Source organism: Mesorhizobium sp. M8A.F.Ca.ET.218.01.1.1 (assembly GCF_004791165.1).
In the GTDB taxonomy this organism is placed as follows: Bacteria; Pseudomonadota; Alphaproteobacteria; order Rhizobiales; family Rhizobiaceae; genus Mesorhizobium.
Genome location: NZ_SRUZ01000002.1, coordinates 73,567 through 88,293, shown reverse-complemented (window position 1 = coordinate 88,293; position 14,727 = coordinate 73,567). Strand labels below are relative to the sequence as shown.

The following is a 14,727-nucleotide window of genomic DNA, read 5'->3' as shown; positions in this document are numbered from 1 at the left end:
GCAAGAAACAGCGTCACCTACCCCAACGGACCTGTTTTTGGCGATGGCCCGGCCATGACACGCTCTGGCTGCGAGCAACGCGCTCCCGTCCGGATTTTATTCACGTGGGAAAGCTCGGTCGAATCCTGGGTGATTCCAGCCGCCGGACGGCTCAAGCCCCTGATTCCGGCGGTAAACCCGGACCGGGCCGCGAGCGCCGGGCATCAGCGCCTTTCCCGGTGCGGGCGACGCGTTACCGGGCTGACACGAAACTGTCATGCGACTGTTATAATCGAAGGCTATTGGCCTCAGCGGGCGCCGGAGGAAATGGCGCCGAGAGACCATCTTCCGAACAGGAGCAGGCCACATGAGACATTTCATCCGCTCGGCGGCCGTTGCGATTGCAATGGCTGCGGCGTCCACCCTCACCCTTTCCGCAGCAATGGCAGCTGACCTTTCCGGCGCCGGCTCGACCTTCATCTATCCGGTGTTCGCCAAATGGGCCGACACCTACAAGAAGGACACCGGCATCGGCCTCAACTATCAGTCGATCGGCTCGGGCGGCGGCATCAAGCAGGTCATCGCCAAGACCGTGACCTTCGGCGCCACCGACAAGCCGATGTCCGACGCCGATCTGGAAAAGAACGGCCTCGTGCAGTTCCCGATGGTGATGGGCGGCATCGTGCCGATCGTCAACCTCACGGGCATCAAGCCGGGCGAACTCGTCCTCGACGGCAAGACGCTGGCCCAGATCTATCTCGGCGCCATCACCACCTGGGATGACGCCGCGATCAAGGCGCTGAACCCCTCGCTCACCCTGCCGTCGACCGCGATCGCCGTCGTGCATCGTTCGGACGGCTCGGGCACCACCTTCAACTTCACCGACTACCTCGTGAAGCTCTCGCCCGACTGGAAGGACAAGGTTGGTTCGGACACGGCTGTCGAATGGCCGACCGGCGTCGGCGCCAAGGGCAGCGAAGGCGTTGCCAACACCGTCAAGCAGACCGACGGCGGCATCGGCTACGTCGAATATGCCTATGCCAAGCAGAACAAGCTGTCCTACTCCAAGATGCTGAATGCAGCCGGCAAGGTCGTCGAGCCGTCGCTCGAGTCCTTCGGCGCCGCCGCTTCGAATGCCGACTTCAAGACTGCCAAGAACTTCAACGTCATCATCACCAACGAGCCCGGCGACGCCACCTGGCCGATCGCCGCCTCGACCTGGGTGCTGATCCACAAGGCTCCGGACGATGCCGCCGCCACCGGCGAAGCGCTGAAGTTCTTTGCCTGGGCCTACAAGGACGGCAAGGAAACCGCCAAGGCGCTCGACTACGTGTCGATCCCCGACAGCGTCGTCGACCTGATCAAGGCTTCGTGGAAGGCCGACATCCAGGCCGGCGGCAAGCCGGTCTACGCTGGCGAGTAACATCACCCGAAGGAGCGCCGCTTTGCGCGGCGCTCCTTTTTCTCAACACAGAGAGCCGAGCTTGACATGAGTGCTGTCCAGGAAGCCTTGCCAGCCATCAAGGGCTCGCGCGATGCCATCGTCAGACGTTTCGCGCTGACGGACACGATCTTCCATGCGGCGACCCGCGCCGCCGCGATCCTGGTTCTGGTCCTGCTTGGCGGCGTCGCCATCTCGTTGTTTGCCGGTTCCTGGCAAGCGCTCTCGACCTTCGGCTTCTCCTTTCTGACCACGGAAAGCTGGAACCCGGTGACCGAGAAATTCGGTGCGCTGGCGCCCATCTACGGCACCATCATCACATCCGCCATCGCCATCCTGATTGCCGTGCCGCTCGGCATTGGCATCGCGATCTTTCTCACCGAACTTTGCCCGCGCGCATTGCGGCGCCCGATTGGCATGGCGGTCGAACTGCTCGCCGGCATCCCCTCGATCATCTACGGCATCTGGGGCCTGTTCGTGCTGGCACCGTTCCTGCAGACGACGGTGCAACCCTTTATCATCTGGCTGTTCCATGGTGTTCCCGGGCTCAACAATCTGTTTGCCGGCCCGCCCTATGGTATCGGCCTGCTCACCTCGGCGATGATCCTCGCCATCATGATCCTGCCTTTCATCACCTCGATCACCAAGGACGTGTTCGACACGGTGCCGTCGGTGCTGAAAGAGTCGGCCTACGGCATCGGTTGCACGACCTGGGAAGTGACGCGGCGCGTGGTCATTCCCTATACCCGGATCGGTATCATGGGCGGCGTCATGCTCGCCCTTGGCCGTGCGCTCGGCGAAACGATGGCCGTCACTTTCGTCATCGGCAACGCGCACCGCATCTCGACTTCGCTGTTCGCGCCCGCCACGACGATCTCGGCGACCATCGCCAACGAATTCACCGAAGCCGTTGGCGATCTCTACACCTCCTCGCTGGTGGCGCTCGGCCTGATCCTGTTCGTCATCACCTTCCTCATCCTTGCCATCGCACGCTACATGCTGATGCGCATCGACGCCCGTACGGGAGCCTGACCGATGTCGACAGCCGCATCGCTTCACCAAAGCCGCAAGCGCAAGAATGGCGTGATGATGACGCTGTGCGTCGTCGCCGCCGGCATTGGCCTCGCCTGGCTGGCGCTTATCCTCGGCGCGCTGCTCTACAAGGGCCTGTCCGGCGTCTCGCTGGCCGTGTTCACCGAAATGACGCCTCCGCCCGGCGACGCCGGCGGCCTGCTCAATGCCATCTACGGCAGCGTGGTGATGACGATCATCGCCGTGATCGTCGGCACGCCGATCGGCGTGCTCGCCGGTACCTACATGGCCGAATACGGCCGCTTCTCCAAGCTCACCACCATCGTGCGCTTCATCAACGATATCCTGTTGTCGGCGCCATCGATCATCATCGGCCTGTTCGTCTACGAGCTGATGGTGCGGCCGATGGGACATTTCTCCGCCATTGCCGGCGCCGTTGCGCTGGCCATCCTGGTCATTCCGGTCGTGGTGCGCACCACCGAGGACATGCTCAACCTGGTGCCGAACGCGCTGCGTGAAGCCGGCACCGCGATCGGCGCGCCGCGCTGGGTGGTCATCAAATCTGTCGCTTACCGCGCCGCGCTCTCCGGCATCGTCACCGGCATATTGCTCGCCATCGCCCGCATCTCCGGCGAGACGGCGCCGCTGCTCTTCACCGCGCTCAACAACCAGTTCTGGTCGAGCAATCTCAACGCGCCGATGGCCAGCCTGCCTGTCACCATCTTCCAGTTCGCTCTCAGCCCCTATGAGGAATGGCAGCAACTGGCATGGACCGGCGCACTCATAATCACCCTGACGGTTCTCGGCCTGAGCATTTTCGCCCGCAGCCTTACCGGACGCAGAGAGGACAGATGAAACCGATGTTGTCCACCGAGTTGAACACGCCCGAAGTGGCCGTGGATAAGGCCAAGATCGAGGTCAAGAACCTCAACTTCTACTACGGCCAGTCGAAGGCGTTGAAGGATATCAGCCTGTCGCTGCCCGAGCGCAGCGTCACCGCCTTCATCGGCCCGTCGGGCTGCGGGAAGTCGACGCTGCTGCGCGTCTTCAACCGCATCTACGAGCTCTACCCGAAGCAGAGCGCCGACGGCCAGGTGCTGCTCGACGGCCAGAACATCCTCGACCGCTCGCAGGATCTCAATCTCCTGCGCACCAAGATCGGCATGGTGTTCCAGAAGCCGACGCCGTTCCCGATGTCGATCTACGAGAACATCGCTTTCGGCGTCCGTCTCTACGAGAAGATCAGCAAGTCCGAGATGGACGGCCGTGTCGAACAGGCGCTGAAGCGCGCGGCATTGTGGACCGAGGTCAAGGACAAGCTCAACGCCAGCGGCCTCAGCCTGTCGGGCGGCCAGCAGCAGCGTCTTTGCATCGCCCGCACCGTGGCGGTGAAGCCGGAAGTCATCCTGCTCGACGAACCGGCCTCGGCGCTCGATCCGCTGTCGACCGCCAAGATCGAGGAACTGATCGACGAGTTGCAAGCCGACTACACGATCGTCATCGTCACCCACAACATGCAGCAGGCGGCGCGCGTGTCGCGCCAGACGGCGTTCATGTATCTGGGCGAACTGGTCGAATTCGACAAGACCGAGAAGATCTTCACGTCGCCTCGTGAGAAGCGCACGCAGGACTACATCACCGGCCGCTTCGGCTGATATCACGCATACGAGGACCAGGATCATGGCCGAACACACAGTCGCAGCCTTCGATGAGGATCTCGGACAGATCAGCAGGCTGATCAGCGACATGGGCGATCTCGCCGGCACGATGGTCGGCGGCGCCACCAAGGCTCTGCTGAATTCCGACAACGCGCTGGGACAGCGCGTCGTCTCCGACGACGCCATCATGGATGCGCGCCAGCGCGAACTCGACGACCGCGCCATCACCCTGATCGCCAAGCGCCAGCCGATGGCCGACGATCTGCGTCATGTCGTCGGCTCGATCCGCATGGCGGGCGACCTCGAGCGCATCGGCGACCTTGCCAAGAACATCGCCAAGCGTGTCGGTTCCGTCGGCCTCACCGCCACGCCGCGCGACCTGTCGCACTCGATCGATTCCATGGCGCAGCTGGTGCTGATCCAGGTGCAGGGCGTGGTCGAGGAATATGCGGCCGGCGATGCCGCCGCCCTCGCCAAGCTCAGGAATGACGACGAACGCATCGACGTCAAATACACCTCGGTGTTCCGCGAACTGCTGACCTACATGATGGAGGATCCGCGCAACATCACGGCTTGCACGCATCTCTTGTTCTGCGCCAAGAATCTCGAGCGCATCGGCGACCATGTGACCAACATCGCCGAGAATGCGTATTATGTGCTGACCGGAACGCAACTGCCCGCCAATCGTCCGAAGCAGGACGAGACGGCGATGTCGGCGCCGGCGGCTTGACGATAGGATGATCTGCCAATGATCGCGCCACGCATCATGGTGGTGGAGGACGAGGAGCCGCTCGGCGTGCTCCTCCGCTACAATCTGGAATCGGAAGGCTATCAGGTCGAGGTGGTGACGCGCGGCGACGAAGCCGAGATCCGCCTCCAGGAGAACGTGCCCGACCTCCTGGTGCTCGACTGGATGGTGCCGGCTGTTTCCGGCATCGAACTCTGTCGGCGCCTGCGAATGCGGCCCGAGACCGAGAGGTTGCCGATCATCATGCTGACGGCGCGCGGTGAGGAGAGCGACCGCGTGCGTGGCCTTTCGACCGGTGCCGACGACTATCTGGTCAAGCCGTTCTCGACGCCGGAATTCATGGCCCGGGTCAAGGCGCTGCTGCGTCGCGCCAAGCCGGAAGTGCTGTCCAGCGTGCTCAAGGTCGGCGACATCGTGCTCGACCGTGAATCGCACCGGGTCTATCGCAAGAAGAGCGAAATCCGGCTCGGACCGACCGAGTTCCGGCTGCTCGAATTCATGATGCGCCATCCCGGCCGGGTGTTCTCGCGCAGCCAGTTGCTCGACAATGTCTGGGGCGAGACGATCTATATCGACGAGCGCACGGTGGACGTGCATGTCGGCCGGCTGCGCAAGGCGGTCAACAATGGCCGCATGCCCGACGTCATCCGCACCATTCGCGGCGCGGGCTACGCGATCAGGGAAGACTAGGTCGAGGGCGGCTACGCCCCTGACTTCGTCATCCACGAGCGGAGCAAGGAGCGAAGCGACGCGGCGCAGACCCGAGGATCCATGCCGGGACCTCGACGCGTCGCCGCGGTGCAGAATTCTGCGCCGTTGCACTCTACGATCGAGGTCACGGCATGGATCCCAGGGTCTCCGCGACGCCGCTTCGCGGCTGCTCCGCCCAGGGATGACGACCTTGAGGGCGCTCGGCCAACCTCCAGCATTGGTGGTGATTCACCGGAGCGTTCGCTCAGGCGACGCTCTTCCCAGCACTGCCTCTCGCCTGCACGCCCGGCGCGAAAATCTCCTGGTCGACGAAGGTCAAGGCGCGCATGGCGCAGCCTTCGCGAATGAGCGGCAGTTCGTTCGGCTCGGTGTCGAAGGAAATCGATTCCGAATGCTGGCCGCCGGCGGTCTGGGCGATGGCCTCGCGCAAGGCCGGCTCGATCAGATCGAAGGCGGCGGCACTGACACCGACCATGGCGACCGGCGCCGGGTCGATCAACGCGAACAGGCTGCCCAGCCCATAGCCCAGCGCCTCGCCCGCCTTGCGATAGGCTTCGCGCTCCGGTCCGTCTTTCTCCCTTGCCGTCGCGGCGAGTGTCCGCATCTGCGCGTCGCTGACATCGGCGACCGGTTCGGCGTCCTCGCCAAGCTGCCTGGCATTACGCCAGATGGCATAGTTGCCGGCATAGGCCTCGACGCAGCCGCGCCGCCCGCAACGGCAGAGCGCGCCGCCCGGGCGATGGATCATGTGGCCGAATTCGCCGCCCGATGAATGGGTGCCGGTGAACAGTTCGCCCTTGAGCACCAGGCCCATGCCGATGCCGTGCGAGAGCAGGATGGCGATGAAGTCGTCGCGGTAGCGTTGAGGGTCGCGCCAGCGCAACGCCACCGCCATCATGTTGCAGTCGTTCTCCATGGTGGCGGGGATGCCGAATTCGGCTTCGAGTATGTCGGCGAAGGCAATGTCCGTCTGCGGCGTGATCGGCGACCACAGCATGGCACGCGCCTTGGTGTCGGTGATGCCCTGGATCGCCAGCGCGATGCGGGCAACACTGCGGATATCGAGATCGGGGTCCTCGATGCGGCGGCGCACTATTGCCGTGCATTCGCCGATCAGCGCCTCGCGCGACATGGTCAGCGTGTCCAGCCGGCGCTGCTCCTCGGCGACCACCTGGCCGGCATAATCGATGACGGCGACGGATAGGAAATTCAGCGACAGCACCACGGTCATCACAGCCGCGGCCTCGGGGTTGAGGCCGAGGCCAACCTGCGGCCGGCCGCGTTTGAGTGAGCCGGCCTCGTTCGGCTTTCCTTCGGTCAGGATACCTTCGCCGATCAGGTCGGCGGATATCGCCGATATGGTCGAGTGGCTGAGGCCAGTGGTGGCGGCGATCTCGGTGCGCGAGGGCTGACCATCCCGGCGCACGGCTGCAATCACCATTGCGCGGTTGCGCCGGCGCAGATCGTCGTGGCGGATTCCCACCGACATGCTTTCCCTCCCGGTTGCCGCGGTTCTTGATCCCCCTCGAATACCTCCGGCAACAGGGTCAAACACTGGCAGAAGCGGCCGGTGCTGTCATTTATTTATTGCGAGGCTCGAAAAAAAATTTCCGGCACCTCAAAATCCATCAGAATCGATGTTGACAGTGTTCCGGTGATGGACCAGTGTTTTTTCGAGGCTCGAAAAAATAGAGCCTTTGTGCCGGCCTTCGGGCCAGTTTGGTCGCGCCATACGCGGCGCAGGGAGGATATCATGAAGAGATTCACAGCCGCCATCCTGGCGGGTGTCGCCATGTCGCTGACACTGGTGTCGGTCGCGCAGGCGAAGGACAAGGTCATCGGCGTTTCCTGGTCCAACTTCCAGGAAGAGCGCTGGAAGACCGACGAGGCCGCCATGAAGAAGGCGATCGAGGCCGCGGGCGACAAGTACATTTCCGCCGATGCGCAGTCCAATCCCGGCAAGCAGCTGACCGATGTCGAGAGCCTGATTTCGCAGGGCGCCAATTCGCTGATCATCCTGGCGCAGGATGCCTCGGCCATCGGTCCGGCGGTGCAGAAAGCGCTCGACGAGGGCATTCCGGTCGTCGGCTATGACCGCCTGATCGAAAACAAGGACGTCTTCTACCTGACCTTCGACAACAAGGAAGTCGGCCGCATGCAGGCCCGCGAAGTGTTCAAGGTGAAGCCTGAAGGCAACTACGTCTTCATCAAGGGCTCGGGTGCCGACCCGAATGCCGACTTCCTGTTCTCGGGCTCGATGGAAGTGCTGAAGGAAGCCATCGACTCGGGCAAGATCAAGAATGTCGGCGAGGCCTATACGGACGGCTGGCTGCCCGCCAACGCCCAGAAGAACATGGAGCAGTTCCTCACCGCCAATGACAACAAGGTCGACGCGGTGGTCGCGGCCAATGACGGCACCGCCGGCGGCGTCGTCGCGGCGCTGACGGCGCAGGGGCTCGCCGGCACCGTGCCGGTCTCTGGCCAGGACGGCGACCACGCCGCGCTCAACCGCATCGCGCTCGGCACCCAGACCGTGTCGGTGTGGAAGGACGCGCGTGAACTCGGCAAGAACGCCGCCGAGATCGCCTCGCAGCTCGCCGACGGCAAGAAGATGACCGACATCGCCGGCGTGAAGGACTTCACGACGCCTGGCGGCAACACCGTCAAGTCGCTGTTCCTGACCCCGGTCGCCATCACCAAGGATAATCTCAACCTCGTCATCGACGCCGGCTGGATCAAGAAGGACGAAGTCTGCGCGGGCATCGCCGCCGGCAGCGTTGCGGCCTGCAACTGAGTTTGACCGCTTGAAGAAATGAAGGCGCCGCGGCCCAAAGCCGCGGCGTTTTCTCAAAAAGATTTGTGTTTCCGCATCACGCGGATAGCTTCTAGGCTGGCTTCGGCATCCGCGTAGACGGCCAGCCGGTTGGAGGAAATCATGACCGATACGACGTCCAACCCGCAGGCCGACACCGCGCGCGCCTCGGAACTCGGCGCGGTCGCCCGGTTCCTGAAGGCGACCGAGATCGACACCCGCATGCTCGGCATGATCGGCGCCCTGCTGCTGATCTGGGTCGCGCTGCATGTGATTTCGAGCCTGCGTCTCGGCGTCAATCCGCTCGATTTCGACAGCCGCACGTTTCTCACGCCGCGCAATCTGTGGAACCTGTCGGTGCAGACGTCCGCGGTCGCCATCATGGCTTGTGGCATGGTGCTGGTCATCGTCATGCGCAACATCGATCTGTCCGTCGGTTCCGCCGAGGGCCTGATCGGCATGGTCATGGGTTTTGCGCAGGTGCATTTCCTGGTTCGGTTCGTGGGGCTTGAACTCGGCAACCCATGGATCTGGGTCCTGGCTCTGGTCATCGGCCTGGCGCTCGGCCTTTTGATCGGCGCCTTCCAGGGCTTCGTCATTGCCTATCTCGAAGTGCCGGCCTTCATCGTCACGCTGGGCGGCCTGCTGGTCTGGCGCGGCGCCGCCTGGTGGGTCACGTCAGGCCAGACGGTGGCACCGCTCGACGCCACCTTCCAGCTGATGGGTGGCGGCCCGGCCGGATCGATCGGCGCCACCTGGAGCTGGGTCGTGGGGATCGTCGCCTGCCTGGCCGTCGTGTTCGCGCTGTTCAACGGGCGCGTGCAGCGCAAGCGCTTCCGCTTCCCGCTGCGGCCGGTCTGGGCCGAGACGCTGCTCGGCGCCGTCACCTGCGCCGTCATCATGGGCGCGGTCTGGCTGGCCAACTCCTATCCATGGCCGATCGGCATCGTGAACCGCTACGCGGCCGCCAACAACATCACCGTACCCGAGGGCGGCCTGTTCATCGCCCACGGCATCGCAATACCGGTGCTGATGGCGGTCGCCGTCGGCCTGGTCATGACCTTCATCACCAACCGCACCCGTTTCGGCCGTTATGTCTTTGCCATCGGCGGCAATCCGGAAGCGGCCAATCTCGCCGGCATCAACACGCGCTGGATCACCATGAAGGTGTTCATGATCATGGGCGTGCTGGCCACGATCGCAGCCGCCATTTCGTCGGCCCGGCAGAACTCCTCCACCAATGTGCTTGGCACATTGGACGAGCTGCTCGTCATTGCCGCGGCCGTCATCGGCGGCACGTCGCTTGCCGGCGGCTCGGGAACGATCATCGGCGCCATGCTCGGCGCATTGCTGATGCAGTCGCTGCAGTCGGGCATGGTGCTGCTCGGCGTCGACTCGCCGCTGCAGAGCATCGTCGTCGGCGCCGTGCTGGTCATCGCGGTGTGGCTCGATACCGTCTATCGCAAGCGGGTTTAGGGATACGATCATGGCTGACAAAACCGCCCCCGCAACGGCCCCCATGGGCACGCCGCTGGTCGACATGCGCAACATCTCGATCGCCTTCGGCGGCATCCGTGCCGTCGACGACGCGTCGATCGACCTTTTCCCGGGCGAGGTCGTAGCGCTGCTCGGCCACAACGGCGCCGGCAAGTCGACGCTGATCAAGATCCTGTCCGGTGCCTACAAGCGCGATGCCGGCCAGATCTTCGTCAATGGCGAGGAGGCAGCGATCTCCAACCCGCGCGACGCCAAGAAATACGGCATCGAGACGATCTACCAGACGCTGGCGCTGGCCGACAATGTCGATGCCGCCGCCAATCTGTTCCTCGGCCGCGAGCTGATGACCGCCTGGGGCACGCTCGACGACGTCGCCATGGAGGCCGAGGCGCGCAAGGTGATGGGGCGGCTCAATCCCCGCTTCCAGCGCTTCAAGGAGCCGGTGATCAAACTGTCAGGCGGACAGCGGCAGTCGGTGGCGATCGCACGCGCCATCCTGTTCAACGCCCGCATCCTGATCATGGACGAGCCGACGGCGGCACTCGGCCCCCAGGAAACGGCACAGGTCGGCGAACTGGTCAGGCAGCTCAAGTCCGACGGAATCGGCATTTTCCTGATCAGCCACGACATCCACGACGTGTTCGAGCTCGCCGACCGGGTTTGCGTGATGAAGAACGGCCAGGTGGTCGGCACGGCACGCACCACGGACGTCACCCAGGACGAAGTGCTGGGCATGATCATCCTGGGCAAATGTCCTCCAGGTGCCATACCGGGGCCGGGGGCGCTGAGGATCGCCGCCTGAGGCCGGCCGCAGGCCGGCCAGGCCGCTCGGGCACGCCCCGTTGCCGTTCACCTGATATGCCAGTGATCACGATGGCTTGGCCTGACCATTGTGTTGGCCCGGCGAGTTGCCCATAAAGGTCCTGTTTTGCTCATGGACCGCATCATCCGTTGAAGAAGCTTTTTCCAATCGTCGCGTTCATAGCCGTTGCATTGATCAGCATGACCATGGCGGGGTTCGCTTATTTCGCGACGCAGGAGGCCGCCCGCATTAAGTTCGAAGGGGCGGCCGATGACGCCCTCAACCGGATCGAGAGCCGCATCGACCTGCATCTGTCGCTGTTGCGCTCGACACAGGCCCTGTTCGATGCGCGCAACGGCGATATTTCCCAGAGCGAGTTCAAGGCCTTCTTCAAGGCGCTGGATATCGACAGCAATTTTGCCGGCCTGCGCGGCATCGGCTTCCTGCGGCTGGTCAAGACGGGCGACGAAGCCGCAGTGGAGCGCGACATCCTCCACGATTTCGGCGCCAGCCATCCGGTCTATCCGGATACGACGCAGCCCTGGCGCACGCCGATAGCCCTTTTCGAGCCGCTGGATCCGTCCAACCAGGCCAGCATCGGCTATGACATGTTCAGCGAGCCGGTGCGGCGCGTGGCGATCGAAAAGGCGATGGCCGACGACCAGCAGCATGCAAGCGGGCTGGTGCAGCTCGGCCAGGGCACGGGCGTCGCGCAGACCTTCACCGGGTTCCTGGTCTTCGTGCGGCTCAATGTAGAAACGGCGCCGGAGGTCATCAACGCATCGCGATCCTCGACCGCCGGCTTTCTCTATGCCGCCTTCCGGGCCCGGGACCTGTTCCAGATCGCGCTGAGCCGTGCGCCGCTGCTGCCGGTCAACACAGAGATTTACGACGGAGCGGTGAACGGCGACAATCTGTTGTTCCGCTCGGAGACGCCACCGGTTTCATCCCTGGGAGACCGGCTGCTGGTCACCCGCAAGATGACCGTGGCGGGGCGCCCTTGGACCGTTTTGTTCAGGCCGACCAGCGCCTTCTCGCAACCCTCGTCGCGCGCCATCCCCGTCATGCTGGGACTGTTCGGCCTGCTCCTGGCCGGTGCCATCGCGCTGGTGGCGCGCTACCAGGAGCGGGCCTATGACGCGGTATCGGCCTTGCATGAGACAACGGAAAAGAGCCTGCTCGAAAAGGACCTGATGCTGCAGGAGATGAAGCATCGCATCAAGAACTCGATCACCAGGGTGCTGGCGATCGCGCGGCAGACGGCGTCGCGGGCCACCGACGTCAATGAGTTCTCCGCTTCCTTCTCGGCCAGGCTGCAGGCGATGGCCGCCTCGCAGGATATGCTGACGCGCTCGCGCTGGCAGAAAGCCGACCTTGCCGATCTGCTGCGAATCGAGCTCGGCCAGGTGTTCGGCAAGGAACTGCCGGAGGGTCTCCTGTCAGGCCCGGAGGTGCTGCTCGACGAAACCACGACGCAGGCGCTTGGCCTGACCTTTCACGAACTCGCCACCAATGCGCTGAAATATGGTGAAGCCGGCAATTCCGCCAATTCCTCCAAGGGAGATTGGGCGCTGAAAGTGAACTGGTCGCTGGAAGGGCGTGGGCGCGAGCGGATGCTGGCGCTGAACTGGCGGGAAGTCGGGAAAAACAGGATCGAGGCGCCGGCCGTAACCGGATTCGGCACCAAACTGATCGACCTCAACGTCACGCGCGAATTGCGCGGCACGATCAAGCGCGATTTCCAGGCTGACGGCCTGAAGGTGGAAATCAGAATTCCGTTGGTCGGCTAAAATCCTGCCGGCCGCCAGCGTCGAACGCTAAGAAAATCCGGAGGCCGGACATGGCCCCCGGATCTGTATTCCATCAGAGCGGTTCAGCGTTTCATGGAATCGCCGAACAGCGCCTGGAAATGCTTCGATCGCTGAATTAGTTGCAGCGGGCCGTGTAGATCCGGCCGCGATGATCGCGATACTGGCAGTAGCCGTTGCGCAGGTTGCGAACCAGCAGGCCGGACCCGGCACCGACGGCCGCGCCGATCAGCGCGCCCTTGCCGCCGCCGACCAATCCGCCTACGCCCGCGCCGATCAAGCCGCCGCCGACGACGTCCTGCTCAGTCGTGGTGCAGCCGCTGACGGCAACCACCGCAACCATGGCAATAAGTATTTTCCGCATAGAGTCACTCCTCACTTGTGTCCACACTTTAGTAAGCTCCAACCGCCATTTAGCACGAAACGATGGCCTTTGCTGCTGCAAATTTATTGTTGGCTAAGGTGGTCTTTTTCTGGGCGGATCGTGTTCGATGCCATGACGAGGTTGGAAATCACCAACGAAGCGTCAAGGCTACCGTCTGGCCGCACCTTCCAGGCAATTTGATCGTAGTCGTCCTCCAACGCGGGGTCGACCGCGAGGCATTTGGCGACAATATGCTGCGCCTGTCCCTGTACGTCGCCCATCGCGAAGGGGCGCTCAGCGGTGCATTCGTCGGCTGTTGCAAAAACACTGACTGGGACCTGCAATTCCCGACATTCGGCCATCGAGTTCGAGCAACCGATCACCAGTAACAACGCGGCTATGTGTTCCATGACAGATGTTCCTCTGGCCGCAATAACGGCCAACATCGTCAAAAAGTTCCTGTCCTTCCAAGGGAGTTACGCGAATACTTGGATGACAACAGGGCAGGACCTAAGTCAGGTCGACTGCCAGACAACGACCAGCAACATTGTCACGGTCAAGGCAAGAAGGAGCCCCTTCGCCAAACCCTTATCTGCTCGAGGGGTGTTTCTACGGAGGATTCGGCTTCCAGAAATTCGCCCATCGAAATACGTGCGGCTTGTTCCAGTCTGTTCATGTCGGCGACTGTCAAGACATCCTCCGGTATCGCGCTGCAAGCCTGCAAACAATGTCCGACGGCGGGGCAGGTTCCGGCTGTATCCGGGAAAAACAGCATCCGCCCTTATGGTGAATAGCCGGTTAAGAATCGCTGCTTGCCGAGGCTCTCACTGCGTCTCGAAATTGCTGTGCGGAACGACAAGGCGATATTCGAGGTGGCCGCCGCCGATATTGAGGTCCGCGGTTCCGTTCAGGGATGCTGGCACCACCCGCTCCAAGGCGACGCTGCCGAATCGCTTTTGACCGCCGCGATCGTTGTCGGTCCCTATCGTTTCGGCCCATGTCAAAGACAGGGCTACCTCCCCCGTGGCGGCGGCGTCGAGGTTGGCGGTGACCTCGACGAAACCGTCAGGCCGGGACAGGGCGCCATAGCTGACGGAGTTGACGGCGAGTTCGTGCATCGCCAGGCCGATATGCAGCGCGGCGTTGGGATTGAGGTAGGGATTGGCGCCACGGAAGCGCAGGCTGTGCGATGGGTTCGCTCCGTAGCGGCCGACCTGGCTCGCCACCAGCTCATGAAGGGCTGCCCCTCGCCAGTTGGAGGATGTCACCAGATCCTGGGAGGACGCCAGCGACTGCAGCCGGCCGCGGAAGCGCGTCAGGAAGTCGCCGACGCCGTCGGAATAACGACCGGTCTGGGTCGCGATGCTCTGGATGATCGCCAGCAGGTTTTTCGAGCGGTGGCTGACTTCACGCAGCAGCGTCGTCAATGTCTGTTCGCGCCGCTTCTGCTCGGTCGTCTCGACCATGGTGGTGACGACGCCTTGTACATCGCCATCGTCGCCTCGGTCGGCATCGACCCAAATCTGAAACCAGCGGACGCCATTCTCGACCGGAACACTGATTTCAAGGCGCTGAGGATCGCCGGTCGCGACCACATCGTGCTTGGCGGCGCCGATGCGATCGGCCTGCGCCGTCTGCAGGATGCCGTTCCCATCGGCATCGTCGGAAGCCCAGGGCGCGCGCATGTTGCGGGCCCATACGGTCTTCATCTCGCGATCCTGGTAAAGGACGGAAATGCCGGCATTGTGCAGCGCGTGGAGAAGAGCCCGACCAAGCTGCATGCCACTTTCGGCCGGATGCATGGCGATGACTTCATCGCTCCGTGCGCCTTCCGTTCTATCTGAAGTCCTGGAGCGCATCGATCAAATCTGTCCA

The 14,727-nt window shown here is 63.2% G+C and carries 14 protein-coding genes; 10 read left to right on the top strand and 4 right to left on the bottom strand.

The features are described from left to right. Positions 1–346 precede the first annotated feature (346 nt). The 6 genes from pstS to phoB all read left to right on the top strand — a co-directional run bounded on the left by pstS (position 347) and on the right by phoB (position 5,548). Positions 347–1,402 (top strand): phosphate ABC transporter substrate-binding protein PstS, encoded by a 1,056-nt coding sequence (gene pstS / locus EN861_RS06795; RefSeq protein WP_127277560.1) that lies wholly within the window; start codon positions 347–349, stop codon positions 1,400–1,402. Positions 1,403–1,468: 66 nt separating this feature from the next. Further along, positions 1,469–2,452, top strand: a complete 984-nt coding sequence (gene pstC / locus EN861_RS06790) for a phosphate ABC transporter permease subunit PstC (protein WP_127872064.1) — start codon at positions 1,469–1,471, stop codon at positions 2,450–2,452. 3 nt (positions 2,453–2,455) lie between these two features. Beyond that, positions 2,456–3,307 carry a phosphate ABC transporter permease PstA gene (pstA, locus tag EN861_RS06785; RefSeq protein WP_135863100.1) on the top strand — a complete coding sequence of 284 codons (852 nt, stop codon included), beginning with the start codon at positions 2,456–2,458 and terminating at the stop codon, positions 3,305–3,307. Then, a complete protein-coding gene (gene pstB / locus EN861_RS06780; RefSeq protein ID WP_127277554.1) occupies positions 3,304–4,107 on the top strand; it encodes a phosphate ABC transporter ATP-binding protein PstB in 804 nt (267 codons plus the stop codon). Before pstA ends, pstB begins: the two co-directional genes overlap by 4 nt. Positions 4,108–4,132: 25 nt before the next feature. Next, positions 4,133–4,840, top strand: a complete 708-nt coding sequence (gene phoU / locus EN861_RS06775) for a phosphate signaling complex protein PhoU (RefSeq protein ID WP_135863098.1) — start codon at positions 4,133–4,135, stop codon at positions 4,838–4,840. 18 nt (positions 4,841–4,858) lie between these two features. Next, positions 4,859–5,548, top strand: coding sequence for a phosphate regulon transcriptional regulator PhoB (phoB, locus tag EN861_RS06770; protein ID WP_010911896.1), 690 nt, complete (start codon positions 4,859–4,861; stop codon positions 5,546–5,548). Positions 5,549–5,813: 265 nt separating this feature from the next. Here phoB and EN861_RS06765 read toward each other — a convergent pair whose 3' ends face one another. Further along, on the bottom strand, positions 5,814–7,058 hold the full coding sequence (locus tag EN861_RS06765) for an ROK family protein (RefSeq protein WP_127277549.1): 1,245 nt from the start codon (positions 7,056–7,058) through the stop codon (positions 5,814–5,816). Between the two features lie 264 nt (positions 7,059–7,322). Between EN861_RS06765 and xylF the strand changes: the two genes are divergently transcribed. The 4 genes from xylF (at position 7,323) to EN861_RS06745 (ending at position 12,470) form a co-directional block, all read left to right on the top strand. Continuing rightward, the gene (gene xylF, locus EN861_RS06760; RefSeq protein ID WP_135863096.1) at positions 7,323–8,363 is read left to right on the top strand and encodes a D-xylose ABC transporter substrate-binding protein; all 1,041 of its coding nucleotides are present in this window, start codon (positions 7,323–7,325) and stop codon (positions 8,361–8,363) included. Between the two features lie 141 nt (positions 8,364–8,504). Then, positions 8,505–9,857 carry a sugar ABC transporter permease gene (locus tag EN861_RS06755; protein WP_127277544.1) on the top strand — a complete coding sequence of 451 codons (1,353 nt, stop codon included), beginning with the start codon at positions 8,505–8,507 and terminating at the stop codon, positions 9,855–9,857. 10 nt (positions 9,858–9,867) lie between these two features. Continuing rightward, complete coding sequence (locus tag EN861_RS06750; RefSeq protein ID WP_135863094.1) at positions 9,868–10,680, top strand: ATP-binding cassette domain-containing protein; 813 nt, start codon at positions 9,868–9,870, stop codon at positions 10,678–10,680. Between the two features lie 149 nt (positions 10,681–10,829). Continuing rightward, complete coding sequence (locus EN861_RS06745; protein WP_127277538.1) at positions 10,830–12,470, top strand: CHASE domain-containing protein; 1,641 nt, start codon at positions 10,830–10,832, stop codon at positions 12,468–12,470. 136 nt (positions 12,471–12,606) lie between these two features. On the opposite strand, the gene EN861_RS06740 is transcribed toward EN861_RS06745, so the two are convergent. From EN861_RS06740 to EN861_RS06730, 3 genes are all read right to left on the bottom strand, one after another. Next, a complete protein-coding gene (locus EN861_RS06740) occupies positions 12,607–12,852 on the bottom strand; it encodes a YMGG-like glycine zipper-containing protein (RefSeq protein ID WP_027141909.1) in 246 nt (81 codons plus the stop codon). Between the two features lie 83 nt (positions 12,853–12,935). After that, positions 12,936–13,262 (bottom strand): hypothetical protein, encoded by a 327-nt coding sequence (locus tag EN861_RS06735; RefSeq protein WP_135863092.1) that lies wholly within the window; start codon positions 13,260–13,262, stop codon positions 12,936–12,938. A 414-nt stretch (positions 13,263–13,676) separates the two neighbouring features. Continuing rightward, positions 13,677–14,711 carry a sensor histidine kinase gene (locus EN861_RS06730; protein ID WP_135863088.1) on the bottom strand — a complete coding sequence of 345 codons (1,035 nt, stop codon included), beginning with the start codon at positions 14,709–14,711 and terminating at the stop codon, positions 13,677–13,679. Positions 14,712–14,727: the final 16 nt, after the last annotated feature.

Excerpts from the sequence above, each read along its gene's own strand:
- EN861_RS06750 (WP_135863094.1), top strand. The coding sequence starts at position 9,868 with ATGGCTGACAAAACCGCCCCCGCAACGGCCCCCATGGGCACGCCGCTG.
- pstS (WP_127277560.1), top strand. The coding sequence starts at position 347 with ATGAGACATTTCATCCGCTCGGCGGCCGTTGCGATTGCAATGGCTGCG.
- EN861_RS06755 (WP_127277544.1), top strand. The coding sequence starts at position 8,505 with ATGACCGATACGACGTCCAACCCGCAGGCCGACACCGCGCGCGCCTCG.
- pstA (WP_135863100.1), top strand. The coding sequence starts at position 2,456 with ATGTCGACAGCCGCATCGCTTCACCAAAGCCGCAAGCGCAAGAATGGC.
- phoB (WP_010911896.1), top strand. The coding sequence starts at position 4,859 with ATGATCGCGCCACGCATCATGGTGGTGGAGGACGAGGAGCCGCTCGGC.
- EN861_RS06730 (WP_135863088.1), bottom strand. The coding sequence starts at position 14,711 with ATGCGCTCCAGGACTTCAGATAGAACGGAAGGCGCACGGAGCGATGAA.
- EN861_RS06740 (WP_027141909.1), bottom strand. The coding sequence starts at position 12,852 with ATGCGGAAAATACTTATTGCCATGGTTGCGGTGGTTGCCGTCAGCGGC.
- phoU (WP_135863098.1), top strand. The coding sequence starts at position 4,133 with ATGGCCGAACACACAGTCGCAGCCTTCGATGAGGATCTCGGACAGATC.
- EN861_RS06765 (WP_127277549.1), bottom strand. The coding sequence starts at position 7,058 with ATGTCGGTGGGAATCCGCCACGACGATCTGCGCCGGCGCAACCGCGCA.
- EN861_RS06735 (WP_135863092.1), bottom strand. The coding sequence starts at position 13,262 with ATGGAACACATAGCCGCGTTGTTACTGGTGATCGGTTGCTCGAACTCG.
- pstC (WP_127872064.1), top strand. The coding sequence starts at position 1,469 with ATGAGTGCTGTCCAGGAAGCCTTGCCAGCCATCAAGGGCTCGCGCGAT.
- pstB (WP_127277554.1), top strand. The coding sequence starts at position 3,304 with ATGAAACCGATGTTGTCCACCGAGTTGAACACGCCCGAAGTGGCCGTG.
- xylF (WP_135863096.1), top strand. The coding sequence starts at position 7,323 with ATGAAGAGATTCACAGCCGCCATCCTGGCGGGTGTCGCCATGTCGCTG.